The organism is Streptomyces sp. WMMC500 (genome assembly GCF_027497195.1).
GTDB lineage: Bacteria > Actinomycetota > Actinomycetes > Streptomycetales > Streptomycetaceae > Streptomyces.
This window is the reverse complement of record NZ_CP114905.1, coordinates 1,116,314-1,142,067: the sequence shown is the minus strand read 5'-3', so window position 1 is coordinate 1,142,067 and position 25,754 is coordinate 1,116,314. Positions and strand designations below refer to the sequence as shown.

Here is a 25,754-nt window from a genome sequence, read left to right as displayed (position 1 = left end):
AGTCGTACGGTCAGCCGCGGGACTCGGGGCCCTCGTGCCGCGGCTCGTCGGCCAGCTCGCGTTGGGCGATCCTGAACGCCTTGTTGGCGGCGGGGACGCCGCAGTAGACGGCCGTCTGCAGCAGTGCAGCGCCGATCTCCTGGTCGTGGAGACCGTTGGTGCGGGCGGCGCGGACGTGCATGGCGAGCTCGTCCCAGTGGCCGTGCGCGGTGAGCGCGGTGAGGGTGATCAGGCTGCGTTCGCGGCGGGTGAGTGTGGGGTCGGCCCAGACCTCGGCCCACGCGTAGCGGGAGATGAAGTCCTGGAAGCGGGCGGTGAAGGCGGTCGTCCCGGCCTGGGCGCGGTCGACGTGTGCGTCGCCGAGGACGGCCCGGCGTACGGTCGTGCCGTTGCCCTCGTCGTGCCCGAAGTGGGTGCGCAGGGCGGCGAGCACGGCACGGGGGCGCTCGGCCGGGGCGAGGTGGGAGGCGCCGGGGAGTTCGGTGAGGGTGGCGCCGGGGATGGCGTCGGCGAGTTCGCGGCTGTGCGCCGGTGGGGTCACGGGATCCTCCCGGCCGCAGACGACCAGCAGCGGGGCGGCGATCTCGGGCAGGGCCGGGCGCAGGTCGTATGCGGCAAGCGCGTCGCAGCACGCCGCGTAGGCGGCGGGATCGGCGGCGCGGAGGTCGGCGAGGAGCCGCGGGTGGGTGAAGCCGGGGGTGAACCAGCGGGTGGCCGCGGTCTCCGCGACCGGTCCCGTGCCTGCGCGGCGGACCAGGGCGGCTCGCTCGCGCCACTGCTCGGGGGCGGAGAACCGGGCTGAGGAGGAGACGACGGCCAGGCGGTCGACGCGCTCGGGGTGGTGGGCGGCCAGATGCAGGCCGATGGCGCCGCCGAGGGAGACCCCGGCGTAGCAGAAGCGGTCGAGGCCCAGGCCGTCGGCCAGCTCCAGCACCCGGTCGGCGAGGTCGGCGACGGTGGCGCCGGGGGAGACCAGACGGGCCGGGGAAGCGCCGTGTCCCGGCAGGTCCCAGCGCACCACGCGCCGGGCAGCGGTCAGCCCGGGCGCCACGTCGTCCCACAGCGCGGTGGAGGTGCCCAGGGAGTTGCCCAGCAGGAGGGCCGGCGCGGCGGGCGGACCCTCGACGGTGTGGTGCAGCAGATCGCCGGTCATCGGAAGAGGTTCCTTACGGGATCACGTGCGGTGCAGGGTGCAGGGGCCACGGTGCGTCACACGAACTCCAGGAAGACCGTCTCGGCGGCGCCTTGCAGACGGATGTCGAAACGGTAGCCGCGGTTGTCTCCCGCGACGGCGATCAGCGTGGCGCGCCGCTGCCGCGGGAGCGCGGCGAGCAGCGGGTCTGCCGCGTGCGCCGCGGTGTCCTCGGGGAAGTAGAGGCGGGTGTAGAGGTGGTGGAGCAGCCCGCGGGCGAAGACGCACACGCTCAGGTACGGGGCGCTGCCGCCGCGCGCGCCGGGGCGCAGGGTGCGCGCGGCCCAGCGGCCGCCGCGGTCGGTGGCGACGCGGCCGAAGCCGGTGAAGTCCACCCCGTTGCGGCCGGGGAAGCCGCCGGTGGTCTCGTCGCGGCGCATGGAGCCGGAGGTCCGCGGCACGCGCCCGGCCGGGTCGGGGCCCCAGAGCTCCAGCAGCGCGTCGGATACGGGGGTGCCCTCGCCGTCGTAGACGCAGCCGTGCACCGTGATGCGGTCCGGATGGCCGGCCGGGGCGATGTCCGGGCCGCCGGGGTAGGGCAGGGCGTAGCCGTAGAACGGGCCCACGGTCTGCGACGCGGTGGGAGGCAGGGGATGCCGGGGCTGCGTCATCGGTTGCCGCCCTCCTCGATCCAGGTGGCGGCCGGGCCGTCGAGGACGATGTCCCAGCGGTAGCCCAGGGACAGTTCGGGCTCCGAGAGCGCGTGGTCGTAGGTGGCCACCAGCCGCTGCCGGGCGTCGTCGTCGGTGACGGACTGCAGGATCGGGTCGTAGGGGAAGAGCGGGTCGCCCGGGAAGTACATCTGGGTCACCAGGCGCTGCAGGAACGCGGCGCCGAAGAGCGAGAAGTGGATGTGGGCGGGCCGCCAGGCGTTCGTGTGGTTGCGCCACGGGTACGCGCCGGGCTTGACGGTGGTGAACCGCCAGCGTCCCTCGTCGTCGGTCAGCGTGCGCCCGACGCCGGTGAAGTGGGGATCGAGCGGCGCGGGGTGCCGGTCTCGCTGATGCGCGTACCGGCCGGAGGCGTTGGCCTGCCAGATCTCGACCAACTGGCCGCGCACCGGCCGCCCGGCGCGGTCCAGCAGCCGTCCTTCGACGGTGATGCGCTCGCCCAGTGGCTCGCCCCGGTGCTGCACGGTCAGGTCGTTGTCGTGCTCGGTGACGTCGCTGACGCCGAAGGCGGGGGAGGACAGCTCGACAGCCTCCGGGTCGCGGTCGGCGGGCACCGGGATCGGTGACTGCTCCGGGTGGCGCAGCACGGTGGAGCGGTACGGGCGATACGCCCGGTCGGGGTGGTGGACGGCGGGGACTCCGTCCGCGCGCCGCTTGGCGTACGCGTCGTGTGCGGCCGCGATCTCACGGTCCACTTCCTGCTGGCTGAGCGGCATGCCGGCGTCGCCTCCTTCGTCTCGGTGGGCCGGTGACACGGGTGTTCAGCGCTCCGGCACGGGGGCCGGCCCCTGTCCGGCCCCGATGCACGGCGACGCCACGCCCGTACCCGCATCGGCCGCCGCCATGTGATGTCCGCCTTGGCACGCGAAGCCGTGCGCTCCCGTGTTGCCCATGCGCGTGCTCACCGCTCCTCTCCGGGCAGGAGCAGCCCCGTGTAGTTGACTGCGAGTTCGGCCGCCGCGTGCGGCGAGGTCGCGATCCGTTCGAGCTGGGAGAGCTGCAGCCGGGTGTCGAACTCCGACTGTTCGGGGGCGCGGTGCAGCGTGCTGGTCATGAAGTGCGAGAAGTGCTCGGCCCGCCACACGCGGCGCAGGCACGTGTCGGAGTACGCGTCGAGCAGGTCGGCCGAGCCGGTGTCCTTCAGGTGGGCGAAGGCGCGGGCGAGGACGACCACGTCGGCGGCGGCGAGGTTGAGGCCCTTGGCGCCGGTGGGCGGGACGATGTGGGCGGCGTCGCCGGCCAGCAGGACGCGACCGTGGCGCATCGGCTCGGTGACGGAGCTGCGCATCGGGAGCACTGCCCTGGCGATGATCGGGCCGCGGTTCAGCCGCCGGGCACCATCGGCGGCGAAGCGGGCGTCGAGCTCGTCCCAGATCTGCTCGTCTGGCAGCGCTTCCGGGTCGGTGCCGTTCGGCACCTGCAGATACAGCCGGCTCATCTGCGCCGAGCGCATGCTGGCCAGGGCGAAGCCGCGTTCCGAATGGGCGTAGACGAGCTCGTCATAGGCGGGGGGAGCGTCGGCCAGGATGCCGAACCACGAGTAGGCGTAGCCGCGCTCGTACGTGGACAGCGCGCCCTGGGGCGCCGCGTACCGGGTCACCCCGTGGTAACCGTCGCAGCCGACCGCCCAGTCACAGGCCAGGGTGTGCTCGCGGCCCGCCCGGGTGTAGCGGATGACGGGGCGTTCGGTGTCCGCATCCTCGACCGCCCGCACCTCGGCCTCGAAGAGCAGCGGCGGTCCTTCCTTCGCCTGGAGCGCGATCAGGTCCTTGACCACTTCGGTCTGGGCATAGACCCAGACCCGCCGGCCGCCGGTCAGCGAGGGGAAGTCGATGCGGTGGCCGCGGCGGGCGAAGCGCAGCTCGACGCCGTCGTGCGGCATCCCCTCACGCTCCAGCCGGTCCGCCGCGCCTGCCGCGCGCAGCGCGTCCACCGTGCCCTGCTCCAGGACGCCGGCGCGCTGGCGGTGCTCGACGTAGTCGCGATCCCTGCTCTCCAGCACCACGCAGTCGACGCCGTGCACCTGCAGTTGCCGGGCCAGCAGCAGCCCTGCCGGACCCGCGCCGACGATGCCCACCTGGGTGCGGCTCGGGTGAGACATCCTCACCGCCCTTCGGCTCGGTCGTGCCCGCGGCCCGGAATCGCCGGACATGTACCTCGCGCCCACGTCACCGGTGTTCACCAGGTGAATAATTGTTCACTGCTTCCCGCAGTTTGGGCTCCGCCTGCGCCCGTGTCAACGGTCGTGAAACAGGCCCTTCGCCCGGGTGGACCGCCCTTGCCCGTAGCGTGTTCCCGACCCGCCACGAGCACGGAGAGCCCATGCCGCCGCCACACACCGCGACAGCGCCGCACGCCGGCTCGCCCCCGGCCGAAGCGGTCGAACCCCTGATGCGCGGCATCGCCGTGCTGCGCCGGCTCACCGACAGCGACGGCGGGCTGAGCCTGCCGGAGCTGGAGCGTGCGACAGGACTGGTCCGCTCCACCCTCGACCGGATCACCGGGACCCTCGCCTGGCTCGGGTATCTGGGCGTGGACGGCCGGGACGTCCATCTCGCCCCGCGGCTGCTGGAGCTGGGCAACGCGTACCTCGCGGCGCTGCGGCTGCCGGACCTCCTGGGTCCGTGCGCCCGCGAACTGGCCCGCGAGCTGGACGAGTCCGTCTCCCTCGCGGTGCCCGACGGCGACGGCATCCGGTTCATCCACCAGACCACCCGCCGCCGCGCTCTGTCCGTCAGCTTCTGTGTCGGGGACCTGTTGCCGGCCGAGTGCGCCGCGCCCGGCCTCCTGACCGCTGCCGACTGGAGCGAACGCGACTGGGCGCACTGGCGTCGCCGACGATCCGCCGATCCGCTGGCCCGCGGCTTTCCCGCGCTCCCGCCGCGGGAGGCCGGGCAGTTGGCCACGCAGGCGGAGTTCGCCGCCCGGGCGCGCCGGGCGGGTGAGCAGGGCTGGGCGCTGGACGACCAGCTCGTCGAGCCGGGCCTGGTGGCGCTCTCCGTACCCGTACGCGATCCGGCCGGCGGCCTGGCCTGCGTCGCCAGCCTGGTCAGTCACACCAGCAGGCACAGCGCCGAGGACCTGCACCGGCTGCACCACCCCGCGCTGCGCGCCGCGGTGGGCGAGATGCAGCGACGGCTGCGCGAGGCTCCACACCCCGAGCCCGCTCCCGAAGGCCCGCGGCGGGCGCCCGCACTCGCCGTTGCCAAGCGGGAGCTCGGCCGGGGCTTCGTCGAGTCGATGGCCCGCGGCCTCACCGTCCTGACCGCCTTCGGAGCGGGGCGCGAGGAGCTCACGCTCGCCGCGGTGGCCCGGTCGACCGGGCTGGCCCGGGCCACGGCACGTCGTGCCCTGCTCACGCTTGCGCACCTGGGATACGTGGTGGACGACGCCGGGGTCTTCCGGCTCACCCCCCGTGTGCTGTCACTCGGCTATCCGCCGCTGTCCCGCCTGACGCTGCCTCAGCTCGCCCAGCCCCATCTGGCCGCGCTCACCGAGCGGGTGCACGACTCCACCTCCGTGGCGGTCCTCGACGGAGACGACGTGCGCTACACCGCCCGGAAGGCGACGAAGCGAATCATGAGTGTGGAGATCACCGTCGGGACCCGCTTCCCCGCCTACGCCACCTCGATGGGCCGGGTGCTGCTCGCGGGGCTTCCCGAGGTGGAGCGCCTCGCCTACCTGGACCGCGCCGACATCAAGGCCCTCACCCGGCACACCGTGACCGACCGCGAGAAGCTGGCGGCGCTGCTGGACCGGGTGGCCGAAACGGGATACGCACTGGTGGACGAGGAACTGGAGGAGGGGGTGCGGTCGATGGCAGTCCCGGTCGCGGACGGCTCCGGCCGTGCGGTCGCCGCCGTCAACGTCGCGATGCACACCGGCCGTCGCAGCATGGAGGAGTGCGTCACACAGATACTTCCGGAGCTGCGGGCCGCGGCCGACGCGATCACCGCAGACCTGCGCATCGCCGGACGGTTCGCCCGCGTCTCGGCCACGTGAGCAGCCGCGAGTGTTCGCAGGGTGAATATTTTTTCGCCAATCTCGTGTAGTCGACAGAGGAGCTTGGCCGAAAGTTTCGATCTGGATTACGAGACTCCTGGGGGCGTCGCAACGACTGACCGCCGGGAATTCCCTCTCACTTGCGACATGGGAAACATGTCAACGATTAACGGATGAAGGTGGATGAAGGGCATGCTCGAAGCGGTTTCAGCGCGGTCCGGAAACGCATCGCGTTCAAGGATGGGGTCGTTGACCGCCCACATGACCCTCCCTAGCGTCGGCCTCATCTCCGGGCCACCGACAACCGCCGGCCGGCTCACCGAAGGCGTGAGAAGGGGTGACAGTGATGACAGGTTCGTCTGTCCGACACCGAACGAGGTCAAGGGGACGGTTCTCGATCCGTAACGCCCGCGTCGTGCGAGCCGTGTTGGCGACCGCCGCCGCAGCCCTCATGCTTGGCATGGCCGCGACAGGCACGGCGAGCGCCCGAGGCGATACCGCCCAGACGGGCCGCGAGGCCGAGGTCGCCACCGCGAGCGGCCACGCTTCCTCGCGGGCGCTCCAGAACGACATGGGCTTCATCGGCTGTTCCATGGCGGAGAACGTCGCGCAGGGCTATCGCGCGGTCGGCGGGACGCGGATGTGGGGCCCGTACGGGACGGGCGGCATGGTCGTCCAGGCGTGGACCGACCCCGACTCCAGCGCCTGGCAGTCGTTCGACCGGCAGAAGAGCCAGTTCGGGACCCCCACGGCCGTGTGGGTGCAGATCTGCGTCTTCGCCCAGAACGGCGCCACCTACGACGAGGTGAAGCGACTCATCGCCAACGCGCGCCAGCACACCTCGCCCGGCGCGACGATCTACATCACCGGCCAGCCGCTCTACGACCAGGGCCAGACGTGCTTCCTGGCGGGCCCCGACGGCCCGCAGCTCACCGACAGCCTCGCCCGGCAGGCGGCCGCCGACCCGACCCAGAACGTCATCTACCCGGGCTCGTTCCACCTCGCGAGCAGCGAGGTCGCTGACGGCTGCCACGCCAACACCGCGGGCCAGCAGTCGCTCGGCAGGCAGGCCCAGGCGTTCTGGAACTGACCTTCCTTCACCTCGTGCACGCTGCTCGGCCGCGGAGGCCGTGCGGCAGACGACTGCCGAACCGGCGGGGGCGGTCCCGGAGGGCCGTCCCTGCGTCGTGGCCAGGCGGCGGGGAGCCTATCCGGTGAACGTGGGGGTGCGGTGGAGGTTGTCGGCCGGTACGACGCGCAGGTCCGCTTCGATCCGGGCGGCCGTCGCCAGCAGATGAGGGACCAGGTCCCGTCGGATGGACTCCACGGAGTTCCGGCTGGCGTGCACCGGGATGTTGATGGCGGCCACGACCTTTCCGTTGCGGTCGCGTACCGGGGCGGCGACCGATCGCAGACCTTCCTCGAGTTCCTGGTCGACGATGGCGTAGCCCTGGTCCCGTACGCGGGTGAACTCGGCCCGCAGGCCCGCGGAGGTGGTGATCGTGCGGCTGGTCTGCCTGCGGGGGGTGATCTCCGTCAGGTGACGCTCGATCTCGTTCTCGGGCAGGGCGGCCAGGAGCACGCGGCCGACGGACGTCGTGTACGCCGGAAACCGCGTCCCCACGGTGATCGACACGGTCATGATCCGGCTGGTGGGAACGCGGGCGATGTAGACGACGTCCTCGCCGTCCAGCACGCACATCGAGGAGGACTCGTGGACCTCGGCCACCAGACGCTCCAGATGGGGCTCTGCGATCTGGGGCAGCGCGACGCTGGAGAGGAAGGCGTAGCCGAGTTCCAGCACCCGGGGGCTGAGCCGGAACTGCCGCCCGTCGGTGTGCACGTAGCCGAGGTCCACCAGGGTCAGCAGGAACCGGCGGGCGGCGGCGCGGGTGAGGTTGCAGGCCCTGGCCACCTCGCTCAGGGTCATCTGCGGGTGCCCGGCGTCGAACGCCCGGATGACCGCGAGGCCGCGTTCCAGCGACTGGACGTGGTGCGGTTCCCGCGCCGGGTCCGTCATCGGGCCTTCCTCCCTGTCGTGGCTGAAGCGCCAGCTTAGCGGCGGGGTTGCGGCACCCCCTGCCGGAGATGTATCGCAGCGTGCCGGCCCTGCGCGTGGCGTGGCCCCGCCGCCGTGAGCCGGGGGCGTTGCCCCGGGCCCGAGGGGAGCAGCGGTGGCCGGGCCGGGCTCACGCGGAGGGATCGGTGCCGGCCCCGCCGGTGAGGGCGCGCAGTGCGGCCAGTTCCTCGATGGTGGGGGCGGGGGTCGGTCTGACGGGATCGGCGGTACGCAACGGCCAGCCGGTCTGCGCACGTACCTGCTCGGCGTCGATCCCCGGATGGGTACGGGTGAGGGTCAGCTCGCAGGTGTCGGGATCGGGCTGGAGGATGCCCAGGTCGGTGACGATCAGCGTGGGGCCCCGGCCCTTCAGGCCCAGCCGTCGCCGGTCTTCCGGAGTCCGGCCGTAACCGACGGAGGTGACGAAGTCGACCTGCTCGACAAAGGTGCGCCGGGTGTGTTCGGCGATGACGAACACCTGCGTGCAGGATGCGGCGATCTCCGGTGCGCCGCCGGCGCCGGGCAGCCGGACCGTGGGGTCGTCGTAGTCGGAGCCGATGACGGTGGTGTTGATGTTGCCGTACCGGTCGATCTGCGCACAGCCCAGGAAGCCGATGTCGATACGGCCGGGCTGCAGCCAGTAGTTGAAGATCTCGGGCACCGACACGACCGCGTCGGCGGTCTCGGCCAGCATGCCGTCGCCGATCGACAGCGGGAGCCGCGCGGGCTTGGAGCCGATGGTTCCGGACTCGTAGATCAGCACCAGGCCCGGGGCATGGAGGGCGCGGGCGAGGTTGGCGGCAGTGCTGGGGCGGCCGATGCCGACGAAGCAGCGGGCGCCGTCGGGCAGCTCCCGGGCGGCCGCAACGGACATCATCTCCTCGGCCGTCCAGTCCACCGCCCCGGTGGGGCGGAGCACGGGCTCATCGAGCGTCATCGCGGGGCTCCTGTCCGCGCAGGGTCCGCGTGGACGATGTCGTCGAGCCAGGCGGTGAACGCCTCACGGCTGCGGCTGACGTCGTCCCAGCCGCGGTAGTAGGCGTTGTCCCGGTCGCTGTGGCCGTCCGCGTAGGACGGATGTGCGCCACCGGGGACCTCGGCGACCATCGTCACGGTCCAGTGCGGAAGGACGACGGCTCCCGGCCGCGGCCGAAGCTCGTCGACGATCCTCTCCACGGTCACCAGGGAGCGCCTGGATGCCAGGACGACCTCCTTGTGCACCCCCGTGATTCCCCAGAACTGCACATTGCCCCGCCGGTCGGCGTGCTGGGCGTGCACGATGCCCACGTCGGGGTTGAGCGCGGCCACCGCGGTCAGCCGCTCACCGCTGAACGGGCAGACGATGGGTCTGATCGTGGAGGTCCGGCCGACGAGGTCGGTGCCGGCGTAGCCGCGCAGCACGGCGAACGGCAGCCCCGAGGCCCCGGCGACGTAGCGGTTGGCCATCCCCGCGTGACTGTGCTCTTCCAACTCGAGCGGAGCAGGCCAGGCGTTCTGGACGGCGTCACGGAACCGGTGCAGCGATCCCACGCCCGGGTTGCCCGCCCAGGAGAAGACCAGCTTGCGGGCGCATCCGGCCCCGATCATCTGGTCGTAGACGATGTCCGGCGTCATCCGGGCGAGAGTGAGCTCGCGCCGCCGCTGACGGATGATCTCCTGCCCGGCGGCCACCGGGATCAGGTGAGTGAACCCTTCCAGCGCCACGGTGTCGCCGTCGTGGACAAGTGTCCTCACCGCGTCTCCGAGAGCGGTGATCACCGCCATCCGTCCACCTCCCGTGCGCTATACGTACGAAAGTTCGCTACTTGCACAGGTTATGCGGCTGATCAGCCACCCGTCAAACCTGTGCGCGAGAACGGAGTGGGCTGGCCGGAGTGAGTGAGGAGTAACGCCTCCTGTGTCGCCTGTTGACCGGAGCCTGGCGGCGCTCTACGTTCTGCATGAGAACTCTCGTACGTATAGTGCACAACCACGTGAGCATTGTTGTTGGGCGAGGTATCCCTCCGGGAGGATTCATGCGTCGCTTCGTCACCGGCCTCGCGGTAGCCGCGACTCTCGTGGCTGCCGCGGCCTGCGGTTCCTCGGCAGACGAGGGATCCGAAGACGGGACCACCGGCGTCAAGGTGGGCGTCATTCCGATCGTCGACGTCGCACCGATCTACCTGGGCGAGAAGAAGGGGTTCTTCAAGAGCCGCGGTATCGAACTGACCCTGGAGGCCGGCCAGGGCGGTGCGGCGATCGTTCCCGGTGTCGTCAGCGGCCAGTTCCAGTTCGGCTTCAGCAACACCACCTCGCTGATGGTCGCGCAGAACCAGAACATCCCGGTTCAGGGCGTGGTCAACGGAGTCGCCTCGACCGGCAAGCAGGGCGAGGACTTCGGCGCCATCATGGTGTCCGAGGACAGCCCGATCCGGTCGGCCGGGGACCTGGCCGGCAAGAAGGTCGCCGTCAACACCCTGAAGAACATCGGCGACACGTCGGTGCGCGAATCAGTCCGCAAGGCCGGCGGCGACCCGGAGGGCGTCGAGTTCACCGAGATCGGTTTCCCGCAGATGCCCGCCGCGCTCGCCAACGGGGACGTCGACGCGGCCTGGGTCGTCGAACCCGCACAGGCGGCGATCAAGGCCGAGGGCGGCCGGGTCATCGCGTCCAACTATGTCGACGTCGCCCCCGATCTGACCGTGGCCATGTACTTCACCTCACAGAAGCTGGCCGAGGAGAACCCGGAACTGGTGGCCGAGTTCACCGCGGCCATGAAGGAATCGCTCGCCTACGCCGACGCCCACCCCGACGAGGTCCGCCAGATCCTCACCACGTACACCGAGATCGACGGCAAGATCCTGGACGGGATGATCCTGCCCAAGTGGCCCGCAGAACCCGACAAGGCTTCCCTTGAGCGCCTCGCCGAGCTCGGAGTGGCGGACGGCGTCCTGACGGAGGCCCCCGACATGGGCAAGCTGGTGCCATGACGGCAACGACCGACACCGGTGCCGCTGATCCGAAGGCCGGCCCCGGCACCGGTGCCCGCCCCGCCGCCGGCCGGCGGCGGTCCACCTGGCAGCTCGGCACGGCCGGTCTCGCCGGCTTCTTCACCGCCCTGGAGATCCTGCCCAGAGCCGGTCTGGTGTCCGCAGACCATCTCCCGCCGACCAGCCGCATCGCCTCCGCGCTCGCCGACGAGGCCACGGAAGCGGAGTTCTGGACCGCGGTCGGAGACACGCTGACCAGTTGGATCACGGGCCTGCTGATCGCCGTCTGCGCCGCCGTCGTCATCGGCGTCCTCATCTCGGTCGTCCCCTGGGCCCGGGAAGCCACGGCGTCGACGATCGAGTTCCTGAGACCGATCCCTTCGGTGGCACTGATCCCCCTTGCCGTGCTGCTCTACGGAACGGACCTCCGCTCCACCCTGCTGCTGGTGGTGTACGCGGCCTTCTGGCAGGTCCTCATCCAGGTGCTCTACGGGGTGCAGGACGTGGACCCGGTGGCGGACGAGACCGCGCGGTCCTACGGTCTGGGCCGCTGGGCCCGGGTGCGGTACGTCATGTGGCCGACGGCGCTGCCGTACGTCATGACCGGCGTCCGGCTGGCCGCCGCCGTGGCCCTGGCCCTGTCGATCACCGCCGAGCTGATCATCGGTTCGCCCGGCCTGGGCGCCCGGATCGCGGTGGCGCAGACCTCCCAGGCAGTGCCGGACATCTACGCCCTGGTGGTCGTCACCGGTCTGCTGGGCGTGACCATCAACGTCGGCGCGCGGGCGGTCGAACGCCGCGTGCTGGCCTGGCACCAGTCCGTCCGCGGGGAGGTAGTGGCATGACCCGCCTGATCCGGCAGACGGCCTTCCTTCTCGGCCTTCCGGCGGTGCTCGTCACCGTCTGGTGGATCGCCAGCTCCGGGAGCCAGAGCCCGTACTTCCCACCCCTGGAACAGATCCTGACGGCGTTCGGCGACGAGTGGACGGGCGCGCGGCTGGGGGACGATGTCCTGCCCAGTGTCCTCCGGCTGACCGCCGGCTATCTGGCCGCCTGCCTGCTCGGCATCTCCACCGGGCTCCTCATCGGCTCCCGACCGGGGCTTCGGGCGCTGGCCGAGCCGACGCTGGAGTTTCTGCGCGCGATCCCGCCGCCGGTCATGGTCCCGGTGATCATGCTGTTCGCCGGCATCGGCGACGGGATGAAGATCGCCGTCATCGTCTCCGGGAGTGTCTGGCCGATCCTGCTCAACACGGTCGAGGGCGTGCGCGCCGTCGACAGCGTCACCGACGAGGCGACCCGGTCCTACGGCATCACGGGCCCGGCGCGCCTCCGCCATCTGGTGCTGCGCTCCGCGAGCCCGCAGATCTTCGCGGGGATGCGCCAGGCACTGTCGATCGCCATCATCCTCATGGTCATCAGCGAGATGTTCGCCGCCAGCAACGGCCTCGGCTTCAGCATCGTGCAGTTCCAGAGGAGCTTCGCCATACCCGAGATGTGGAGCGGCATCATCGTGCTCGGCCTGCTCGGTGTCGTCCTGTCGATCGTCTTCCGCCTCGCCGAACGCCGCGCCCTGGCCTGGTATCACGGCCTGCGCAGGGCACAGCGCTCGGCATGACCTTCGAAGCCGCCCGCCCGGCGGCCGTACCCGGAAGGGACACAGATGCTTGAGGTGCACGGCCTGAAGAAGGTCTACGAGGGCCAGGGCCGGCGAGTGGAGGCCGTACGCGACCTCACCTTCACCCTCGGCGAAGGCGAGTTCGCCTGTCTGGTCGGACCTTCCGGCTGCGGCAAGACGACCATGCTCAAGTGCGTGGCCGGGCTGCTGCCGCCGACCGCGGGCGAGGTTCTGCTCGACGGCCGGCCGGTGACAGGACCCCCGCCGGGCGTGGCCGTGGTCTTCCAGGAGTACGGCCGCAGTCTGCTGCCCTGGATGAGCGCGTACGACAACGTCGACCTCCCCCTGCGCCACACGAAGGTGCCCAAGGCGCGCCGGCGGGAGCTGGTCCGCGAGTCGCTGGCCGCCGTCGGACTGCCCGATGTGGACAAGGCGTATCCGTGGCAGTTGTCCGGCGGTATGCAGCAACGGGTCGCGATAGCCCGGGCGATCGCCTACCAGCCGCGGGTGCTGCTGATGGACGAGCCGTTCGCCGCCGTCGACGCGCAGACCCGCGCCGAGCTGGAAGACCTCATCCGCGACCTCTGGCACAAGCTCGGGGTGACGATCCTCTTCATCACTCACGACATCGACGAGGCGGTGTACCTCGGCCAGCGGGTGCTGATCCTCTCCTCCTCTCCGACGGTGGTGCGGGAACAACTGCCGATCGGGCTGCCCGGCGAACGCGACCAACTGCACACCCGCGCGGACACCGAGTTCACCCGGCTGCGTACCCACGTGTACGAGCAGATCCAGGCGGCCAAACGCAGCGGGGAGACCACGCCGGCCGGCCTTCGGGGGATGTCCGCGCAAGCGCACTGATCGGGCGACGACTACCGACCGGTTCGCTGGTCGTTGCTTACGACGCGCCACCTGTTGTCGGCCGTGCCGTCGTCCGCGTCCTGGACGGCGAACGCGCCGGCGGCGGTGGAGTTGCCCTGGATGCCGAGCAGCTTTCCGCTGTGCTCGTTGCGGATCTCGTACGTGCCGTCCCCCTGGTCGGCCATCGTCCACCGGTGGTCGGCGGTCCCGTTGTCCGCCCACTGCAGGACGGCCGCGCCGTCCGCCGTGGACATGTCCCGGACGCCGAGCACCTTGCCGCTGTGGGCGTTGCGGAAGCGGACCGCCGCGCCGTCGGGGACCATCTCCCAGTCGTGGTCCGCCGTGCCCGAGTCGTGCCACTGCAGGGCGAGGCCGCCGTCGGCGGTGGACATGTCCTGGATGCCGAGGACGAGGCCGCTGGCGGCGTTGACCAGCCGGACGGTGGCTTCGCCGCCCCGGCCGTCGGTGTTCCAGTAGACGGTGTAGTTGTGGCCGTGTGCGTCGTAGAAGGGACCCAGGTCGACGGCGGAACCGTCGGCCGTGGCGGTGAAGGCGAGCGAGTCGCCGCCGGTCCTGGTGATCGAGGACGTGTCCAGCGACGGGAGGGAGCCGAGCGAGCTGTTTCCGTAGTCGCCGGACAGCACCACCGGGCCGTAGGTGACGGCGGCGACGTCCGCGTCGTCGTTGGCCGGCCGCATGACGACCCGCATGGGCAGGCGGACGGTGACGGTGTCGCCGGAGGTCCAGGAGCGGGTCAGGGCGGCGTAGCTGCCGGGCGCGGTGGCGATGTCCTGCACCGCGCCGTTGACGCTGACGGTGGCCCCCGTGGTCCAGGCGGGGATGCGGACGCGCATCGTCCAGGTCCCGCCGGCGTCGCCGGTGACCCGCAGGGTGGTGGTGTCGCCGACGGGGTACGACGTGGTCTGGGTGACGGTGATCCCGCGCTGCGACCAGTCGAGCACCGAGGGCACGAACAGGTTCACGATCAGCGTGGTGTCGCTGTGGAAGTAGACGGAGTCCATCAGCCTGGTGTGCGTCTCCAGGCCCGTGCCCTGGCAGCACCAGAAGCTCTGGTAGTCGGTGCTCCAGGTGCCGCCGCCCCACGCCGGGCCGACGCCGCGCCGGCCGCCGGGGTTGAGCGGGGTGAAGTAGGTGACGTGGCCGTGGCCGTCGGCCGGGTTCTGCTGGCCGATCATCTGGTTCAGCCAGGCCCGTTCGTAGTAGTCGAACAACTCGGCCCGGCCGGGGTCCAGCGTGAACAGCTCCCGGGTGAGCACGAGCATGTTGTACGTGTTGCAGCTCTCGCAGGTGTCCTCGGCGAGGTGGCCCGCGATGGCGTGGGGCGGGCGGAAGTGCTCCGCCTGGCTGTTGCCGCCGATGACGTAGGTGTGCGCGCCGACGCAGATGTTCCAGGCGTTGGCGGCGATGTCCCGGTAGCGGGTGGTGCCGGTGGCCTTGTACTCCCGGGCGGCGCCGATCCACTTGGGGACCTGGGTGTTGGCGTGCAGCCCGTTGAGCCGGTCCTGGTTGGCGGCCAGCGGGTCGAACACCGCGGCGTGGTCGAACCGCCGGGCGGCGGTCAGCCACCGCGCGTCGCCCGTCTGCCGGTGGAGGTCGGTCAGCACCGCGTTCATGCCGCCGAACTCGGTTCCCAGCATGGCCTGCATCTGCTGCAGGCTCAGCCGGCCGGTGCGCCAGTCGACCCATCCCGCGAGGTTCAGCAGCACATCGCGGGCCCGCGTACTGCCCAGGAGACGCCAGACGTCCAGCAGCCCGGCCAGGGTCTTGTGGATCACGTAGTACGGCACGTTGCCGTTGGTCAGGGTCCGGTCCTCCAGCGCGGTGAAGTCGGACTCGGGGAAGCCGCACAGGTACCCGGTGGTGAACCCGGCCGCGCCGTTGTTGGCCTGGCACGCGGCCAGCCCCGCGACCATGTGCTCCGCCTTGTCCCGGCAGGTCGTGTCCCCGGTCACGGCGTACGCCTGCGCCCAGGCCGTGAGGAAGTGCCCCTGCATGTGGGTGCGGAACGGGAACGTCGGCGCGTCCCAGCCGCCGTTGGCGGCGGCCCCGTTGGTGGAGAGCCGGTGGTTGGCCCGGAAGTTGTAGAGCAGCCGGTCGACGTCGACGAACCGCAGGTAGGTCAGCGTGCGGTTCTGGTTGTCCAGCCACCGGCTCGCGGTCAGCCGCACCTGTCCGAAGTCGAAGGGGTACGCGGAGACCCCGATGTCGTCCCGGGCCGCGGCCGTCGCCGCCCGGGCGGGCGAGCCGCCGAGGGCGGCGCCGGCGGCGGAGGTGACGGCCGCGGCGCCGGCGGCCTGCAGCAGCCGGCGCCTGCTGACGAAGGAGGACATGTTCCGTCCTTTCCGTGAGGGAGGAAAGCGAAGACGTCCGTGCTGACTTGCCTCGCGAGGACCGTCCGGGACAGTGCGATCCCGCGGAGGCGTAGTTCGAGATGCCGAACTACGTTCTGAAAGTCGAACGGGACTCTAGGGTGGCGCGGGAGGGGTGTCAATGGGAGCGCTCTCGTCTGCTACACCCGGTACACCGACCCGATGAAGGACCGAGAAGGGAACCAGCGATGACCGGACGGCCGCATGGCCACCCCGCCGGGGAGAACACGAACTACCACGTTCTCGCCGGGGCGGTACTCGCCGACCTCGGGCTCGGCGGCCACGTCCGGACCGGGACCGGGCGGATGGGGACGGTGACCGTGGCGGCCGTCGCCGAGAACCGCGGATGACGAGACGCCGAGCGAGCCTCCGCCGAGTTCAGGCGGAGGGCGCCGGGGCCGGGACGTACTCGAACCAGTCGAAGGCGACCGTGCCTTCCGTGGCGTACATGCCGATGACGCGGCCGGTGAAGCCGCAGGCGACCTCCGTGGACAGGTAGCGTCCGTCCAGCTCGGCGAGTGGCCGGGCGTCCGCGGCGCCCGGATCGCCGAGCCAGAAGGCGATGGTGTCGGGGCCGGTGGTCCGGCCGCCGGTGAGTTCGGGCGACGCGGACACGAGGCCGGACGTGCGGATCGTGACGGTGAGGGTCAGCGGTCCCGGTGGAACCGGTCGGCGGGCCACGGTCTGGCGCAGCGGGCCGATCCGGGCGACGACGCGGGCCTCTTCGTTCGCGACCTCCACCTCGTAGTGGTGGGCCTCGTCCAGACGCACGCTGAGGCCGCCGCGGCCCGTTCCCGCGTCGATCGCGGCGGTGACGCGGCAGTCGTGGTGCTGCTGGCGGCGGCCGACGAACGTGTACCCGGGGCGGTCGAGGGTGGCGCCGGTGGCGCGGAGCGCCAGCCGGCCGGGGCGCTCGGTGAGCGACCAGGAGCCCTCCGGGCGGGCGAACGGCGAGATCCAGTGCGGCGCGAGAGCGGGGCCGTCGAAGTCGTCGCGGGCGGGCAGGGCCGGAACGGGGTGCCAGGCACCGCCCGGTGCCGGATGGCTCTCGGGCACGGGCGCGACGACGGGCCAGCCGTCCTCGTCCCACTCCACGGGGGTCAGGAACGTCTCGCGGCCGAGCACGTGCACGTCGGGTGTGAAGCCGCCGGGCCGGACGCCGAGCAGCACCATCCACCAGTCGCCGTCGGGCGCCTGCACCAGGTCGGCGTGGCCGGTGTTCTGGATCGACCGGGCGGTACCGCTGTGGGAGAGCAGGGGGTTGGCGGGGGCGCCTTCCCAGGGGCCGCGCGGCGAGCGGCCACGGGCGACGGACACGCTGTGGCCGCGTTCGGTGCCGCCCTCCGCGATCAGCAGGTACCACCAGTCGCCGATGCGGTGGAGGTGCGGCGCCTCGGGGAACTTGAGGCCGGTGCCCGACCACGTGGCGAAGGGCCCTTCCAGCACCTTCCCCCGGACCGGGTCGATCCTGGCCAGGTGGATGCCGCCCTCGGGTCCGGAGAAGGCGCTCCAGCAGGTGCCGTCCTCCTCCCACGCCAGATCGGGGTCGATCCCGGGCAGGTCGATCCATACCGGGTCGCTCCACGGCCCCTCGGGCCGCTCGGCCGAGACGACGAAGTTGCCGCCGCCGTCGACGTTGGTGTTGATGACCCGGTAACGGCCGCCGTGGTGGCGGATCGTGGGCGCGTAGAGTCCGCCGGACGCCTGTGCGCCGGGCAGCGGCAGGGGCAGTTGCCCGGGGCGGTCGAGCACGTTGCCGATCTGCTCCCAGTGCACGAGGTCCCTGCTGTGGAAGAGCGGCAGCCCGGGGAAGTACTCGAAGCTGGAGCACACCAGGTAGTAGTCGTCACCCACCCGGCACACGCTGGGATCGGGGTGGAACCCGCCGATCACGGGGTTGTCGTACGTGCGCACAGGATCCCTTCGCGGGTCGGTCGGTCACCGGCTGAATCCGGCCGTCAGTCCGCTGAGCAGTTGGCGGCGGCCGATGGCGTACAGGACGAGCAGAGGCAGCGTGGTGAGCACGACGGCGGCCAGGATGGCGGGGACGTTGACCCCGTACTCGCCCTGGAAGGTCCACAGCGCGAGCGGCAGGGTCCGCTGGGACGGGCTCTGGGTGAGGATCAGCGGCAGCAGGAATCCGTTCCAGATGGTCAGCGCGTTGAAGATGGTCACGGTGAGGATGGCCGGCCGGGTGAGCGGCGCCGCCAGGCGCCACAGCGTCCCCCACTCGGTGGCCCCGTCCACCCGCATCGAGTCGAACAGCTCCTTGGGCACGTCCCGGATGAAGTTGGCGAGTATCAGCACGGACAGCGGGATGGCGAAGGCGATCGAGGGCAGGATCAGCGCCAGCAGGCTGTCGTACAGGTGCAGCTCGATGATGATCAGGTAGACCGGGATCGCCGTCGCCTGCAGCGGGATGGCCAGGCCCATGAGGAACAGCCCGTTCACCGTGCGCAGGAACCGCCGGCTCCAGCCGCGCACGATCGCGTACGCGGCCATGAAGGAGACCGTGACCGCCGGCACCACCGCGCCGACGGTGACCACGACGCTGTTCACGAAGTAGCTGACGAAGTCGGACTCCATGACCAGCTCGTAGTTGGCCAGCGTGGGGTCGCTCGGCGGCACGAGCGGGTTGCTCGCGTAGTAGTTGCTCTGGGCCTTGAGGCTGGTGATGAGAATCCAGTAGAGGGGTACGACGACGACGGCGAGCCACAGCCATCCGGCCAGGCCGCCGAGCCAGTTGCGCCGGCGGGCGGCCGGACCGGGGCGGTGGCGCCGCTCGCGGTGGACGGTCTTCTGCGGTTGCGGCTTGGTCAGCGTGGTGGCCATGTCAGACTCCCTCAAGCTGGCTCGCGCCGGCGTCCCGGCCTCCGAGCCGGCGCAGCAGCAGGGCGAGGGCGAGGCCCATCAGGACCAGGATCACCGCGATGGCGCTGGCCGGCCCCATCAGGTTGGCCTGGAAGCCCCGTTTGTACATGTCCAGCGCGAGGACGCGGGTGGCGTCTCCCGGGCCGCCCTCGGTCAGGACGAAGATGAGGTCGAAGAAGGTGAGCGACCCGATCACCATCAGCGTCGACGAGGTGATGATGGTGTATTTGAGCTGGGGCAGCGTGATGCTGAAGAACTGGCGGACCCGCCCGGCGCCGTCCAGTTGCGCGGCCTCGTACAGGGACTGGGGGATCTGCTGGACACCCCCCTGGTAGATCAGCGCGTGGAACGGGACGAACTGCCAGGAGACGACGAAGACGACGACGCCGAAGGCGAGCCAGGGGCGCCCCAGCCAGTCCTTGCTGAGCCACTCGAACCCCAGCCCGGCGCCCAGCCCGAAGTTGGGGTCCAGCAGCGCCTTGTACGCGACGGCTATCGCCGCGGAGCTGAGCAGGAGCGGGACGAAGTAGACCAGGCTCAGCACCGCGCGGTAGCGCTGGCGGCCGGCCAGGAACGTGCCGAGCAGAATGCTCGCCGGTGTCTGGACCGCCCAGGACACGGCCATCACCAGGAACGTCACCCAGAGGGCGTGCGGCAGCCCGGGGTCGGTGAGCACCGCACGCCAACTGGTCAGTCCGGACGGGTGGATGTCGCCGATCCCGTCCCACGTCGTGAAGCTCAGCAGGAAGACGCCGACGAGCGGGACGACGGCGAAGCCGACGAAGAACAGCAGTGCCGGCACGGCCAGCCAGGGCAGGATGCTGCGCCGGCCCCTCGGCCGCGTAGCGCCGGTGAGGGTGCTCACTTGCCGATGACCTCGTTGAGGTTGTCGGTGAACTGCTGTGGCGAGACGGACAACTGGAAGAGCCTGGCGATGTTGTCGAGCAGCGTCTCGGCGGCCGTCGGGCTGAGCGCCTGGTCCCAGGACTGGCCGAACGTCTTCGCGTTGCTGGCGATCCCGTAGACGAACTGCAGGAACTCGGAGCTCTCGGATTCGGCCAGCAACTTCTCCGAACCCTTCCGGATCGGCACCGCCCCGGTGTCGATCCACTCCTTCACCTCCTCGTCGGTGAGGACGCCGGTGGCGAAGAAGTCCTTTGCGATCTTCTTCTGCTCGGCGCTGGCCTTCGAGGAGATGGACAGGTACTGGGCGGGGTTGCCGACGGAGTTGCCCGGATCACCCTTGCCGCCCTCGACGGGCGGGAAGTTCATGAAACCGAGGCCGCCGCCGGAGACGAAGTCTCCGCCCTCGGCCTGCTGGATGCCGTACGACCAGGAGCCGTGCAGCATCATCGCGGCCTTGTCGGTGTAGAGCAGCGCCTGGTCGGCGTTGGAGTCCGCGGTGATCGAGGAGAAGCCCTTGGTGAACCCGTCCGCCTTGACCAGGTCCTGCACCTTGGTCAGCGCGTCGATGGCGGCCGGGTGGGACCAGGCGTCCTTCTCGCCGTCGAAGACGGCCTGGAACACCTCGGGGCCGCCGATGCGGTCGAACAGGAACTCCAGCCACATCATGTTCGTCCACCGGGACTGGCCGCCGAGGGAGAACGGCGCTATGCCCTCCGCGTTGAACCTGGGCACCAGGGCCATGATGTCGTCCCAGGACTGGGGCGGCTCCACGCCGACGTCGTCGAAGACCCTCTTGTTGTAGAACAGGACGATCGGCTCCACGCTCTCGAACGGCATCGCGTAGATCCTGCCGTCGACGGTCGCCGCCCCGAACGAGGACGGGAAGAGCCGGTCCTTGATCTCGGGGTTCTCGTCGAACCACGGGGTGAGGTCGTCGACCTGGTCGGCCTCCGCGTAGGTGCGCAGCGTGCCGCCGCCCCACCCCCAGATGACGGTGGGTGCCTGCCCGGCGCCGATGGCGGTCTTGATCTTCGTCTTGTAGGCGTCGTTCTCGAAGGTGGTGACCTCGATCCGCCCCTGGGGATTGGCCTCGTTGAACCGTTCCACCGCGCCGGTCCTGACGCCTTCCTGGGGCTGGCCGCTCAGATGCCAGTACGTGGCCGTGCCGCCGTCGCCGCCCTTGCCGGGACCGGACGAGCCGCAGGCGGCGAGGGCCGCGGAGGCCGGCAGACCGGCCGCCAGGCCGAGGAGCTTACGACGAGAGAGAGGGATCTCCATGTGTGTTCTCCGCACTTGAGGGCCGTCAGCTTCCGGCGGACCATGGATGAAAACTTTTCGAAACTTGCGCTCGCAAAACCTCGTGGGTGCAAGTTAGGTATCGGGCGGACGGCTGTCAAGAGAGGCGTAAGTCCGTTGTCGTACAAGGGCTGTACCCGTAATCTCAGGCGGAGACGGCTCCCGGAAGGAGCTCGACAGGGCTCGAAAATATTTCGGGAAATGCGGCTTGAGCACGGAGGAGGGCGCAATGGCCACGGCTGAATCACCACCGGTCCCGGGCCGGGGCACGCACCGCTGGCAGGACCCGGCGCTGTCCGTGCCGGACCGGGTCGACGCCCTCCTGGCCGAGATGACCGTGGCGGAGAAGGTCGCGCAGCTCGGCAGCCGCTGGTTCGGCAACGACAGGGCGCGCGCGGGCGACGACGGCGAGGAGGGGGCCGGAGGCCACCGAGTGGCCCCGATCCAGGAGGTGTTCGAGTCCGGGAGCGTCCCGCCGGCCGAGGCCTGCCGGCACGGTCTCGGCCACCTCACCCGGGTGTACGGCAGCCGGCCGGTGACCCCGGCGGAGGGGGCGGCCGAGCTGGTCAGGCTGCAGCACACGGTCCTGCGCGGCTCCCGGCTCGGCATCCCCGCGCTGGTCCACGAGGAGTGCCTCACCGGGTTCACCACCTACGGCGCCACGGTCTACCCCGCGGCCCTCGCGTGGGCGGCGACGTTCGACCCCGGTCTGGTGCGGCGGCTGGGTGCCGCGATCGGGCGGGACATGCGGGCGGTCGGCGTCCACCAGGGTCTCGCCCCGGTCCTCGACGTGGTCCGCGACCACCGGTGGGGCCGCGTCGAGGAGACCATGGGGGAGGACCCGTACCTGGTCTCGATGCTCGGCGCCGCCTACGTCGCCGGCCTGGAGGGTGCCGGGGTCATCGCCACTCTGAAGCACTTCGCCGGATACGCCGCGTCCCGCGCCGCCCGCAACCACGGGCCCGCGCCGATCGGCCGCCGCGAGCTGGCGGACGTCGTGCTGCCGCCGTTCGAGACCGCGATCGCGGTGGGCGGGGCCCGTTCCGTGATGAACTCGTACGCCGAGGTGGACGGGGTCCCGGCGGGCGCCGACTCCTGGCTGCTGACCGATCTGCTGCGCGGCGACTGGGGCTTCACCGGCACCGTGGTCTCCGACTACGGGGCGGTCGCGTTCCTCGCCGGCATGCACGGAGTGGCCGCGGACACCGAGGAGGCGGGCGTACTGGCGCTCGGCGCCGGCATCGACGTGGAGCTGCCCGACACGCTCGGCTTCGGCGACCACCTCGTGGCCCGGGTCGGCCGGGGCGAGCTGCCCGAGTCCCTGCTGGACCGGGCGGTGCGCCGGCTGCTCACCCAGAAGGTCGAGCTCGGGCTGCTCGATCCCGGCTGGACGCCCGAGGGCTCGGTCGCCGGCGCCGCCGCCGTCGATCTGGACTCACCGGAGAACGGGGAGCTCGCGCGGGAGCTGGCCGAGCGATCCGTCGTGCTGCTCGACGAGGGCAGCGCACTGCCCCTTCGCAGCGCCGGACGTGCGGCGCCCGGCCGGGTCGCCGTGGTCGGGCCGTGCGCCGCCGACGCGCGCACCCTCATGGGCTGCTACGCCTTTCCCAACCACGTCCTGCCCCGCCACCCCGGCCTGGACCTCGGCGTGGCGGCACCGACCGTCCTCGACGCGCTGCGCGCCGAACTGCCGGAGACCGAGATCGTCCACGAGCCGGGGTGCGACGTGTCCGGCGACGACCGGTCCGGCTTCGCCGCCGCGACGGCCGCGGTCCGCGAGGCGGATCTGTGCGTGGCGGTGGTGGGCGACCGCGCGGGCATGTTCGGCAACGGTACGTCCGGTGAGGGCTGCGACGCCGAGGACCTGCGGCTGCCCGGCGTGCAGGCCGACCTGCTCGCGGAACTCCTCGCCACCGGGACGCCCGTGGTGGTGGTCGTGGTCTCCGGCCGCCCGTACGCCCTGGGCGAGGTGCATCCCCGCGCCGCCGGTCTGGTCCAGGCGTTCATGCCCGGCCAGCGCGGCGCCGCGGCGATCGCCGGTGTGCTCTCCGGCCGGGTCCAGCCCGCCGGCAAGCTGCCGGTGCAGATTCCCCGCCGCCCCGGGGGTCAGCCCGGCACGTACCTGCAGCCGCCGCTCGGCGGGAACACCCACGGCATCAGCAGCATCGACCCGACGCCGCTGTTCCCCTTCGGACACGGCAGGTCGTACACCACGTTCGAGGTCGACGACCCGCGCGCGAGCGCGACGGAGATCCCCACCGACGGTGAGTTCGCCGTGTCCGTGCGGGCGCGCAACACCGGTGCCCGGGCCGGCCACGAGGTCGTCCAACTGTATCTTCGCGACGTCGTCGCCCAGGTGACCCGGCCGGTCCGGCAGTTGGCCGGCTTCGCGCCGGTCCGGCTGGAGCCGGGGGAGAGCGCGCGGGTCCGGTTCCACGTGCACGCCGACCGGACCGCGTTCACCGGCCGCGATCTGCGGCGGATCGTCGAACCCGGGGAGGTCGAGGTGCTCGTCGGCACCTCCTCGGCCGCACTCCCGTGCCGGGTTGCCGTACGGTTGACCGGCCCCACCCGTGTGGTCGGCCACGACCGGCGGCTCACCACGCCGGTGGACATCCAGCAGGGGGAAGCCGATGCCGGCGGACGCTAGACGCACCACGTTGGCGACCATCGCCCGCGCGGCGGGGGTCTCGGTCGCGACCGTGTCCAAAGTGGTTAACGACCGCACCGACGTGGCTCCGCAGACGCGCGCCCGGGTCCTGGAACTGCTCCACCGGCACGACTACTTCGCCCCCGTGTTCCGCCACACGGAGGTGCCGCAGAGCGCGACCATCGAGGTGCAGTTCGCGGGCGGCCTCAGGCCGTACGTGGCCGAGGCGGTGGAGGGCATCGTCGACGCGGCGGCCGAGCTGGGCGCCTCGGTGGTGATCGGCAAGTCCTCCCATGACCCGCACTGGGCCCGGGACCTGGTCACCGCCGGCCGTCGCGCCCTCATCGGGGTCACCAGCGTCTACACCGCCGCGCACCTGGAAGCGCTGGCACGGGCCGGCCTGCCGGCGGTCGTGCTCGACCCGCTGCACCTGCCGCACAGCCGGATCAACAGCGTCGGAGCGACCAACTTCGCCGGCGGCCTGGCCGCGACCGAGCACCTGCTCTCCCTCGGCCACCGCCGCGTCGCCCATCTCGGCGGGCCGGCCACGGCCGCGTGCAACCAGGCCCGCGCGCACGGCTACCGCGCCGCCATGGAGGCGGCGGGAGCACCCGTACCCCCCGCCTACGTCCGGGCCGGAGAGTTCACGTACCAGACCGGCCTGGCCGGCGCCGCGGCACTGCTGGACCTCGAAGAGCCGCCGACGGCGATCTTCGCGGGCAACGACGAGATCGCCCTCGGCGTCATCGAGACCGCCCGGGCCCGCGGTCTGCGCGTCCCCGAGGACCTGAGCGTGGTCGGCTTCGACGACACGCTCCTCGCCCGGATGGCCTCGCCGCCGCTGACGACCGTTCGCCAGCCGCTCCGCGAGATGGGCGGCGTCGCCCTGCGCACCGCCCTCCGCCTGGCCGCCGGCGAGAACGTGGAATCCCACCACATCGAACTCGCCACGGAACTCGTGGCACGCACGTCGACGGCACCGCCCGGCCCGCGTGCCGCGGCGCACGCGTGATCCGGACACGCGCGGGGAAGAGCCGCGACAGGGAGGAACCGGGGCGGGCCGCCCTCGGCCCGCGCGCGGCAGGAACCCTCCCGGGCGCCCCGCCCCGATCCGGAGAGCCGGCGTGTGCCGGCCGTCAGGGCGCGCTGTTCAGCGCTTCCAGTACGGCGTTGTATGCCTGCTTCTTCTGGTAGTTGCCGTCGAAGAGTAGTGGGGTGTCCTGGCCGCGCCAGGAGTGCTTGTCGGTGATGCCCCAGGTGGTGATGCCGGTGCAGCGGGACACCGCCACGCATGCCTCGGTGACGGTGCGGTAGGCGTTGGCCTGGGCGGTGCCGGAGCCGCCGATGTCCAGCTCGGTGATCTGGACGTCGACGCCGAGGTCGGCGAAGCGCTGCAGGTTCTGCCGGTAGGTGCCGAGGTCGGAGTTGGAGTCGAGGTGGGACTGGAAGCCGACGCAGTCGAGGGGTACGCCGCGGGCGAGGAAGTCCTGGACCATGCGGTAGATGGCGTCGCTCTTGGCGTTGACGCCGTCGGTGCCGTAGTCGTTGTAGCAGAGCGTGGCGCCGGGGTCGGCGGCGTCGGCGGCGCGGAAGGCGTCTTCGATCCAGCCGTTGCCGATCTGCTGCTGGAGGTTGGACTGGCGGCGGCTGCCGTCCCATTCGAACGCCTCGTTGACCACGTCCCAGGAGTCGATCTTCCCGGCGTAGTGCCCGGCGACTCCGTCGATGTGGTCGAGCATCGCCTGGCGGAGGTTGTTGCCCGTCAGTCCTTGTACCCAGCCGGGCTGCTGGGCGTGCCAGACGAGGGTGTGGCCGCGTACGGACATGCCGTGGCTCTGCGCGTGGGAGACGAGCTGGTCGCCGCCGCCGAAGCTGAACTGCCCCCGGTTGGGCTCGGTGGCGTCCCACTTCATGACGTTCTCGGCGACGATGCTGTTGAACTCGCGGTTCAGCGTGGACGCGTAGCTCGCTTCGCCGAGGAGGTGGGGGGCCACGGCGGCGCCGTAGTAGCGGTCGCTCTCGGCCGCCGCGGCACCGAGCGTGTCGGCCGCGTGGGCGGTGCCGGGGAACGACAGCAGTCCTGCCGCCGCCAGCCCGGCGGACGTTGCGGCCGCGACGACTGCTGACCGGGCCCGGCGGCGTGCGCGCCGCTTGGGGGAAGTGCTGAGCATGGCTGCTCCTTGATGTCCGGTGGAGGGTGACAGGGGCCGTCCGGCCCCTGTCCGGAAGCGGTGCCGAGGGCCCGGTGCGGCCGGGGGCCGCACCGGGC

At 71.5% G+C, this 25,754-nt stretch carries 21 protein-coding genes and 1 pseudogene; 9 read left to right on the top strand and 13 right to left on the bottom strand.

What is annotated here, in order from left to right; translation table 11 throughout:
* Positions 1 to 10: 10 nt before the first annotated feature.
* The 4 genes from pcaD to O7599_RS04685 form a co-directional block, all read right to left on the bottom strand.
* Positions 11 to 1,153, bottom strand: coding sequence for a 3-oxoadipate enol-lactonase (gene pcaD, locus O7599_RS04700; RefSeq protein WP_281620815.1), 1,143 nt, complete (start codon positions 1,151 to 1,153; stop codon positions 11 to 13).
* A 56-nt stretch (positions 1,154 to 1,209) separates the two neighbouring features.
* Positions 1,210 to 1,803: a protocatechuate 3,4-dioxygenase subunit alpha gene (gene pcaG / locus O7599_RS04695; protein WP_281620814.1), complete on the bottom strand. Its 594-nt coding sequence runs from the start codon at positions 1,801 to 1,803 to the stop codon at positions 1,210 to 1,212.
* Positions 1,800 to 2,579, bottom strand: a complete 780-nt coding sequence (pcaH, locus tag O7599_RS04690; RefSeq protein WP_281620813.1) for a protocatechuate 3,4-dioxygenase subunit beta — start codon at positions 2,577 to 2,579, stop codon at positions 1,800 to 1,802. The genes pcaG and pcaH overlap by 4 nt, the downstream gene beginning before the upstream one ends.
* 185 nt (positions 2,580 to 2,764) lie before the next feature.
* Positions 2,765 to 3,964, bottom strand: a complete 1,200-nt coding sequence (locus tag O7599_RS04685; RefSeq protein ID WP_281620812.1) for a 4-hydroxybenzoate 3-monooxygenase — start codon at positions 3,962 to 3,964, stop codon at positions 2,765 to 2,767.
* A 221-nt stretch (positions 3,965 to 4,185) separates the two neighbouring features.
* Between O7599_RS04685 and O7599_RS04680 the strand changes: the two genes are divergently transcribed.
* Positions 4,186 to 5,865, top strand: a complete 1,680-nt coding sequence (locus O7599_RS04680; RefSeq protein ID WP_281620811.1) for an IclR family transcriptional regulator C-terminal domain-containing protein — start codon at positions 4,186 to 4,188, stop codon at positions 5,863 to 5,865.
* 460 nt (positions 5,866 to 6,325) lie between these two features.
* Positions 6,326 to 6,955, top strand: a complete 630-nt coding sequence (locus tag O7599_RS04675; protein ID WP_281620810.1) for a hypothetical protein — start codon at positions 6,326 to 6,328, stop codon at positions 6,953 to 6,955.
* Positions 6,956 to 7,072: 117 nt separating this feature from the next.
* On the opposite strand, the gene O7599_RS04670 is transcribed toward O7599_RS04675, so the two are convergent.
* From O7599_RS04670 to O7599_RS04660, 3 genes are all read right to left on the bottom strand, one after another.
* The gene (locus O7599_RS04670; RefSeq protein WP_281620809.1) at positions 7,073 to 7,885 is read right to left on the bottom strand and encodes an IclR family transcriptional regulator C-terminal domain-containing protein; all 813 of its coding nucleotides are present in this window, start codon (positions 7,883 to 7,885) and stop codon (positions 7,073 to 7,075) included.
* A gap of 169 nt (positions 7,886 to 8,054) precedes the next feature.
* A complete protein-coding gene (locus O7599_RS04665) occupies positions 8,055 to 8,822 on the bottom strand; it encodes a CoA-transferase subunit beta (RefSeq protein ID WP_348652620.1) in 768 nt (255 codons plus the stop codon).
* Between the two features lie 35 nt (positions 8,823 to 8,857).
* Positions 8,858 to 9,688, bottom strand: coding sequence for a CoA-transferase (locus O7599_RS04660; protein WP_281620807.1), 831 nt, complete (start codon positions 9,686 to 9,688; stop codon positions 8,858 to 8,860).
* Positions 9,689 to 9,939: 251 nt separating this feature from the next.
* Here O7599_RS04660 and O7599_RS04655 point away from each other — a divergent pair, with 251 nt between their 5' ends.
* The 4 genes from O7599_RS04655 to O7599_RS04640 are packed head-to-tail and all read left to right on the top strand — an operon-like array spanning position 9,940 to position 13,372.
* Entirely contained in the window at positions 9,940 to 10,893 is a 954-nt protein-coding gene (locus O7599_RS04655) for an ABC transporter substrate-binding protein (protein WP_281623279.1), read from the top strand.
* A complete protein-coding gene (locus O7599_RS04650; RefSeq protein WP_281620806.1) occupies positions 10,890 to 11,738 on the top strand; it encodes an ABC transporter permease in 849 nt (282 codons plus the stop codon). Before O7599_RS04655 ends, O7599_RS04650 begins: the two co-directional genes overlap by 4 nt.
* Positions 11,735 to 12,511, top strand: a complete 777-nt coding sequence (locus O7599_RS04645; protein ID WP_281620805.1) for an ABC transporter permease — start codon at positions 11,735 to 11,737, stop codon at positions 12,509 to 12,511. Before O7599_RS04650 ends, O7599_RS04645 begins: the two co-directional genes overlap by 4 nt.
* 45 nt (positions 12,512 to 12,556) lie before the next feature.
* Positions 12,557 to 13,372 (top strand): ABC transporter ATP-binding protein, encoded by an 816-nt coding sequence (locus O7599_RS04640; RefSeq protein WP_281620804.1) that lies wholly within the window; start codon positions 12,557 to 12,559, stop codon positions 13,370 to 13,372.
* An 11-nt stretch (positions 13,373 to 13,383) separates the two neighbouring features.
* Here the strand turns inward: O7599_RS04640 and O7599_RS04635 are convergent, their stop codons facing one another.
* Positions 13,384 to 15,723 carry a beta-L-arabinofuranosidase domain-containing protein gene (locus O7599_RS04635; RefSeq protein WP_281620803.1) on the bottom strand — a complete coding sequence of 780 codons (2,340 nt, stop codon included), beginning with the start codon at positions 15,721 to 15,723 and terminating at the stop codon, positions 13,384 to 13,386.
* 227 nt (positions 15,724 to 15,950) lie between these two features.
* Here O7599_RS04635 and O7599_RS04630 point away from each other — a divergent pair, with 227 nt between their 5' ends.
* Positions 15,951 to 16,112: a hypothetical protein gene (locus tag O7599_RS04630; protein WP_281620802.1), complete on the top strand. Its 162-nt coding sequence runs from the start codon at positions 15,951 to 15,953 to the stop codon at positions 16,110 to 16,112.
* 28 nt (positions 16,113 to 16,140) lie between these two features.
* On the opposite strand, the gene O7599_RS04625 is transcribed toward O7599_RS04630, so the two are convergent.
* From O7599_RS04625 to O7599_RS04610, 4 genes are read right to left on the bottom strand one after another with little or no spacing between them, the layout of a single operon-like run.
* Entirely contained in the window at positions 16,141 to 17,676 is a 1,536-nt protein-coding gene (locus O7599_RS04625) for a glycoside hydrolase family 43 protein (protein ID WP_281620801.1), read from the bottom strand.
* A gap of 24 nt (positions 17,677 to 17,700) precedes the next feature.
* On the bottom strand, positions 17,701 to 18,594 hold the full coding sequence (locus O7599_RS04620) for a carbohydrate ABC transporter permease (RefSeq protein ID WP_281620800.1): 894 nt from the start codon (positions 18,592 to 18,594) through the stop codon (positions 17,701 to 17,703).
* A 1-nt stretch (position 18,595) separates the two neighbouring features.
* Positions 18,596 to 19,498, bottom strand: coding sequence for a sugar ABC transporter permease (locus O7599_RS04615; RefSeq protein ID WP_281620799.1), 903 nt, complete (start codon positions 19,496 to 19,498; stop codon positions 18,596 to 18,598).
* The gene (locus tag O7599_RS04610) at positions 19,495 to 20,817 is read right to left on the bottom strand and encodes an extracellular solute-binding protein (protein WP_281620798.1); all 1,323 of its coding nucleotides are present in this window, start codon (positions 20,815 to 20,817) and stop codon (positions 19,495 to 19,497) included. The genes O7599_RS04615 and O7599_RS04610 overlap by 4 nt, the downstream gene beginning before the upstream one ends.
* A gap of 247 nt (positions 20,818 to 21,064) precedes the next feature.
* On the opposite strand from O7599_RS04610, the gene O7599_RS04605 reads away from it, so the two are divergent.
* On the top strand, positions 21,065 to 23,485 hold the full coding sequence (locus tag O7599_RS04605) for a glycoside hydrolase family 3 N-terminal domain-containing protein (protein ID WP_281620797.1): 2,421 nt from the start codon (positions 21,065 to 21,067) through the stop codon (positions 23,483 to 23,485).
* The gene (locus O7599_RS04600) at positions 23,469 to 24,497 is read left to right on the top strand and encodes a LacI family DNA-binding transcriptional regulator (RefSeq protein ID WP_281620796.1); all 1,029 of its coding nucleotides are present in this window, start codon (positions 23,469 to 23,471) and stop codon (positions 24,495 to 24,497) included. The genes O7599_RS04605 and O7599_RS04600 overlap by 17 nt, the downstream gene beginning before the upstream one ends.
* A 139-nt stretch (positions 24,498 to 24,636) precedes the next feature.
* On the opposite strand, the pseudogene O7599_RS04595 reads toward O7599_RS04600, so the two are convergent.
* Positions 24,637 to 25,656, bottom strand: a pseudogene (locus tag O7599_RS04595) (endo-1,4-beta-xylanase); the annotation flags it as partial.
* Between the last annotated feature and the right edge of the window lie 98 nt (positions 25,657 to 25,754).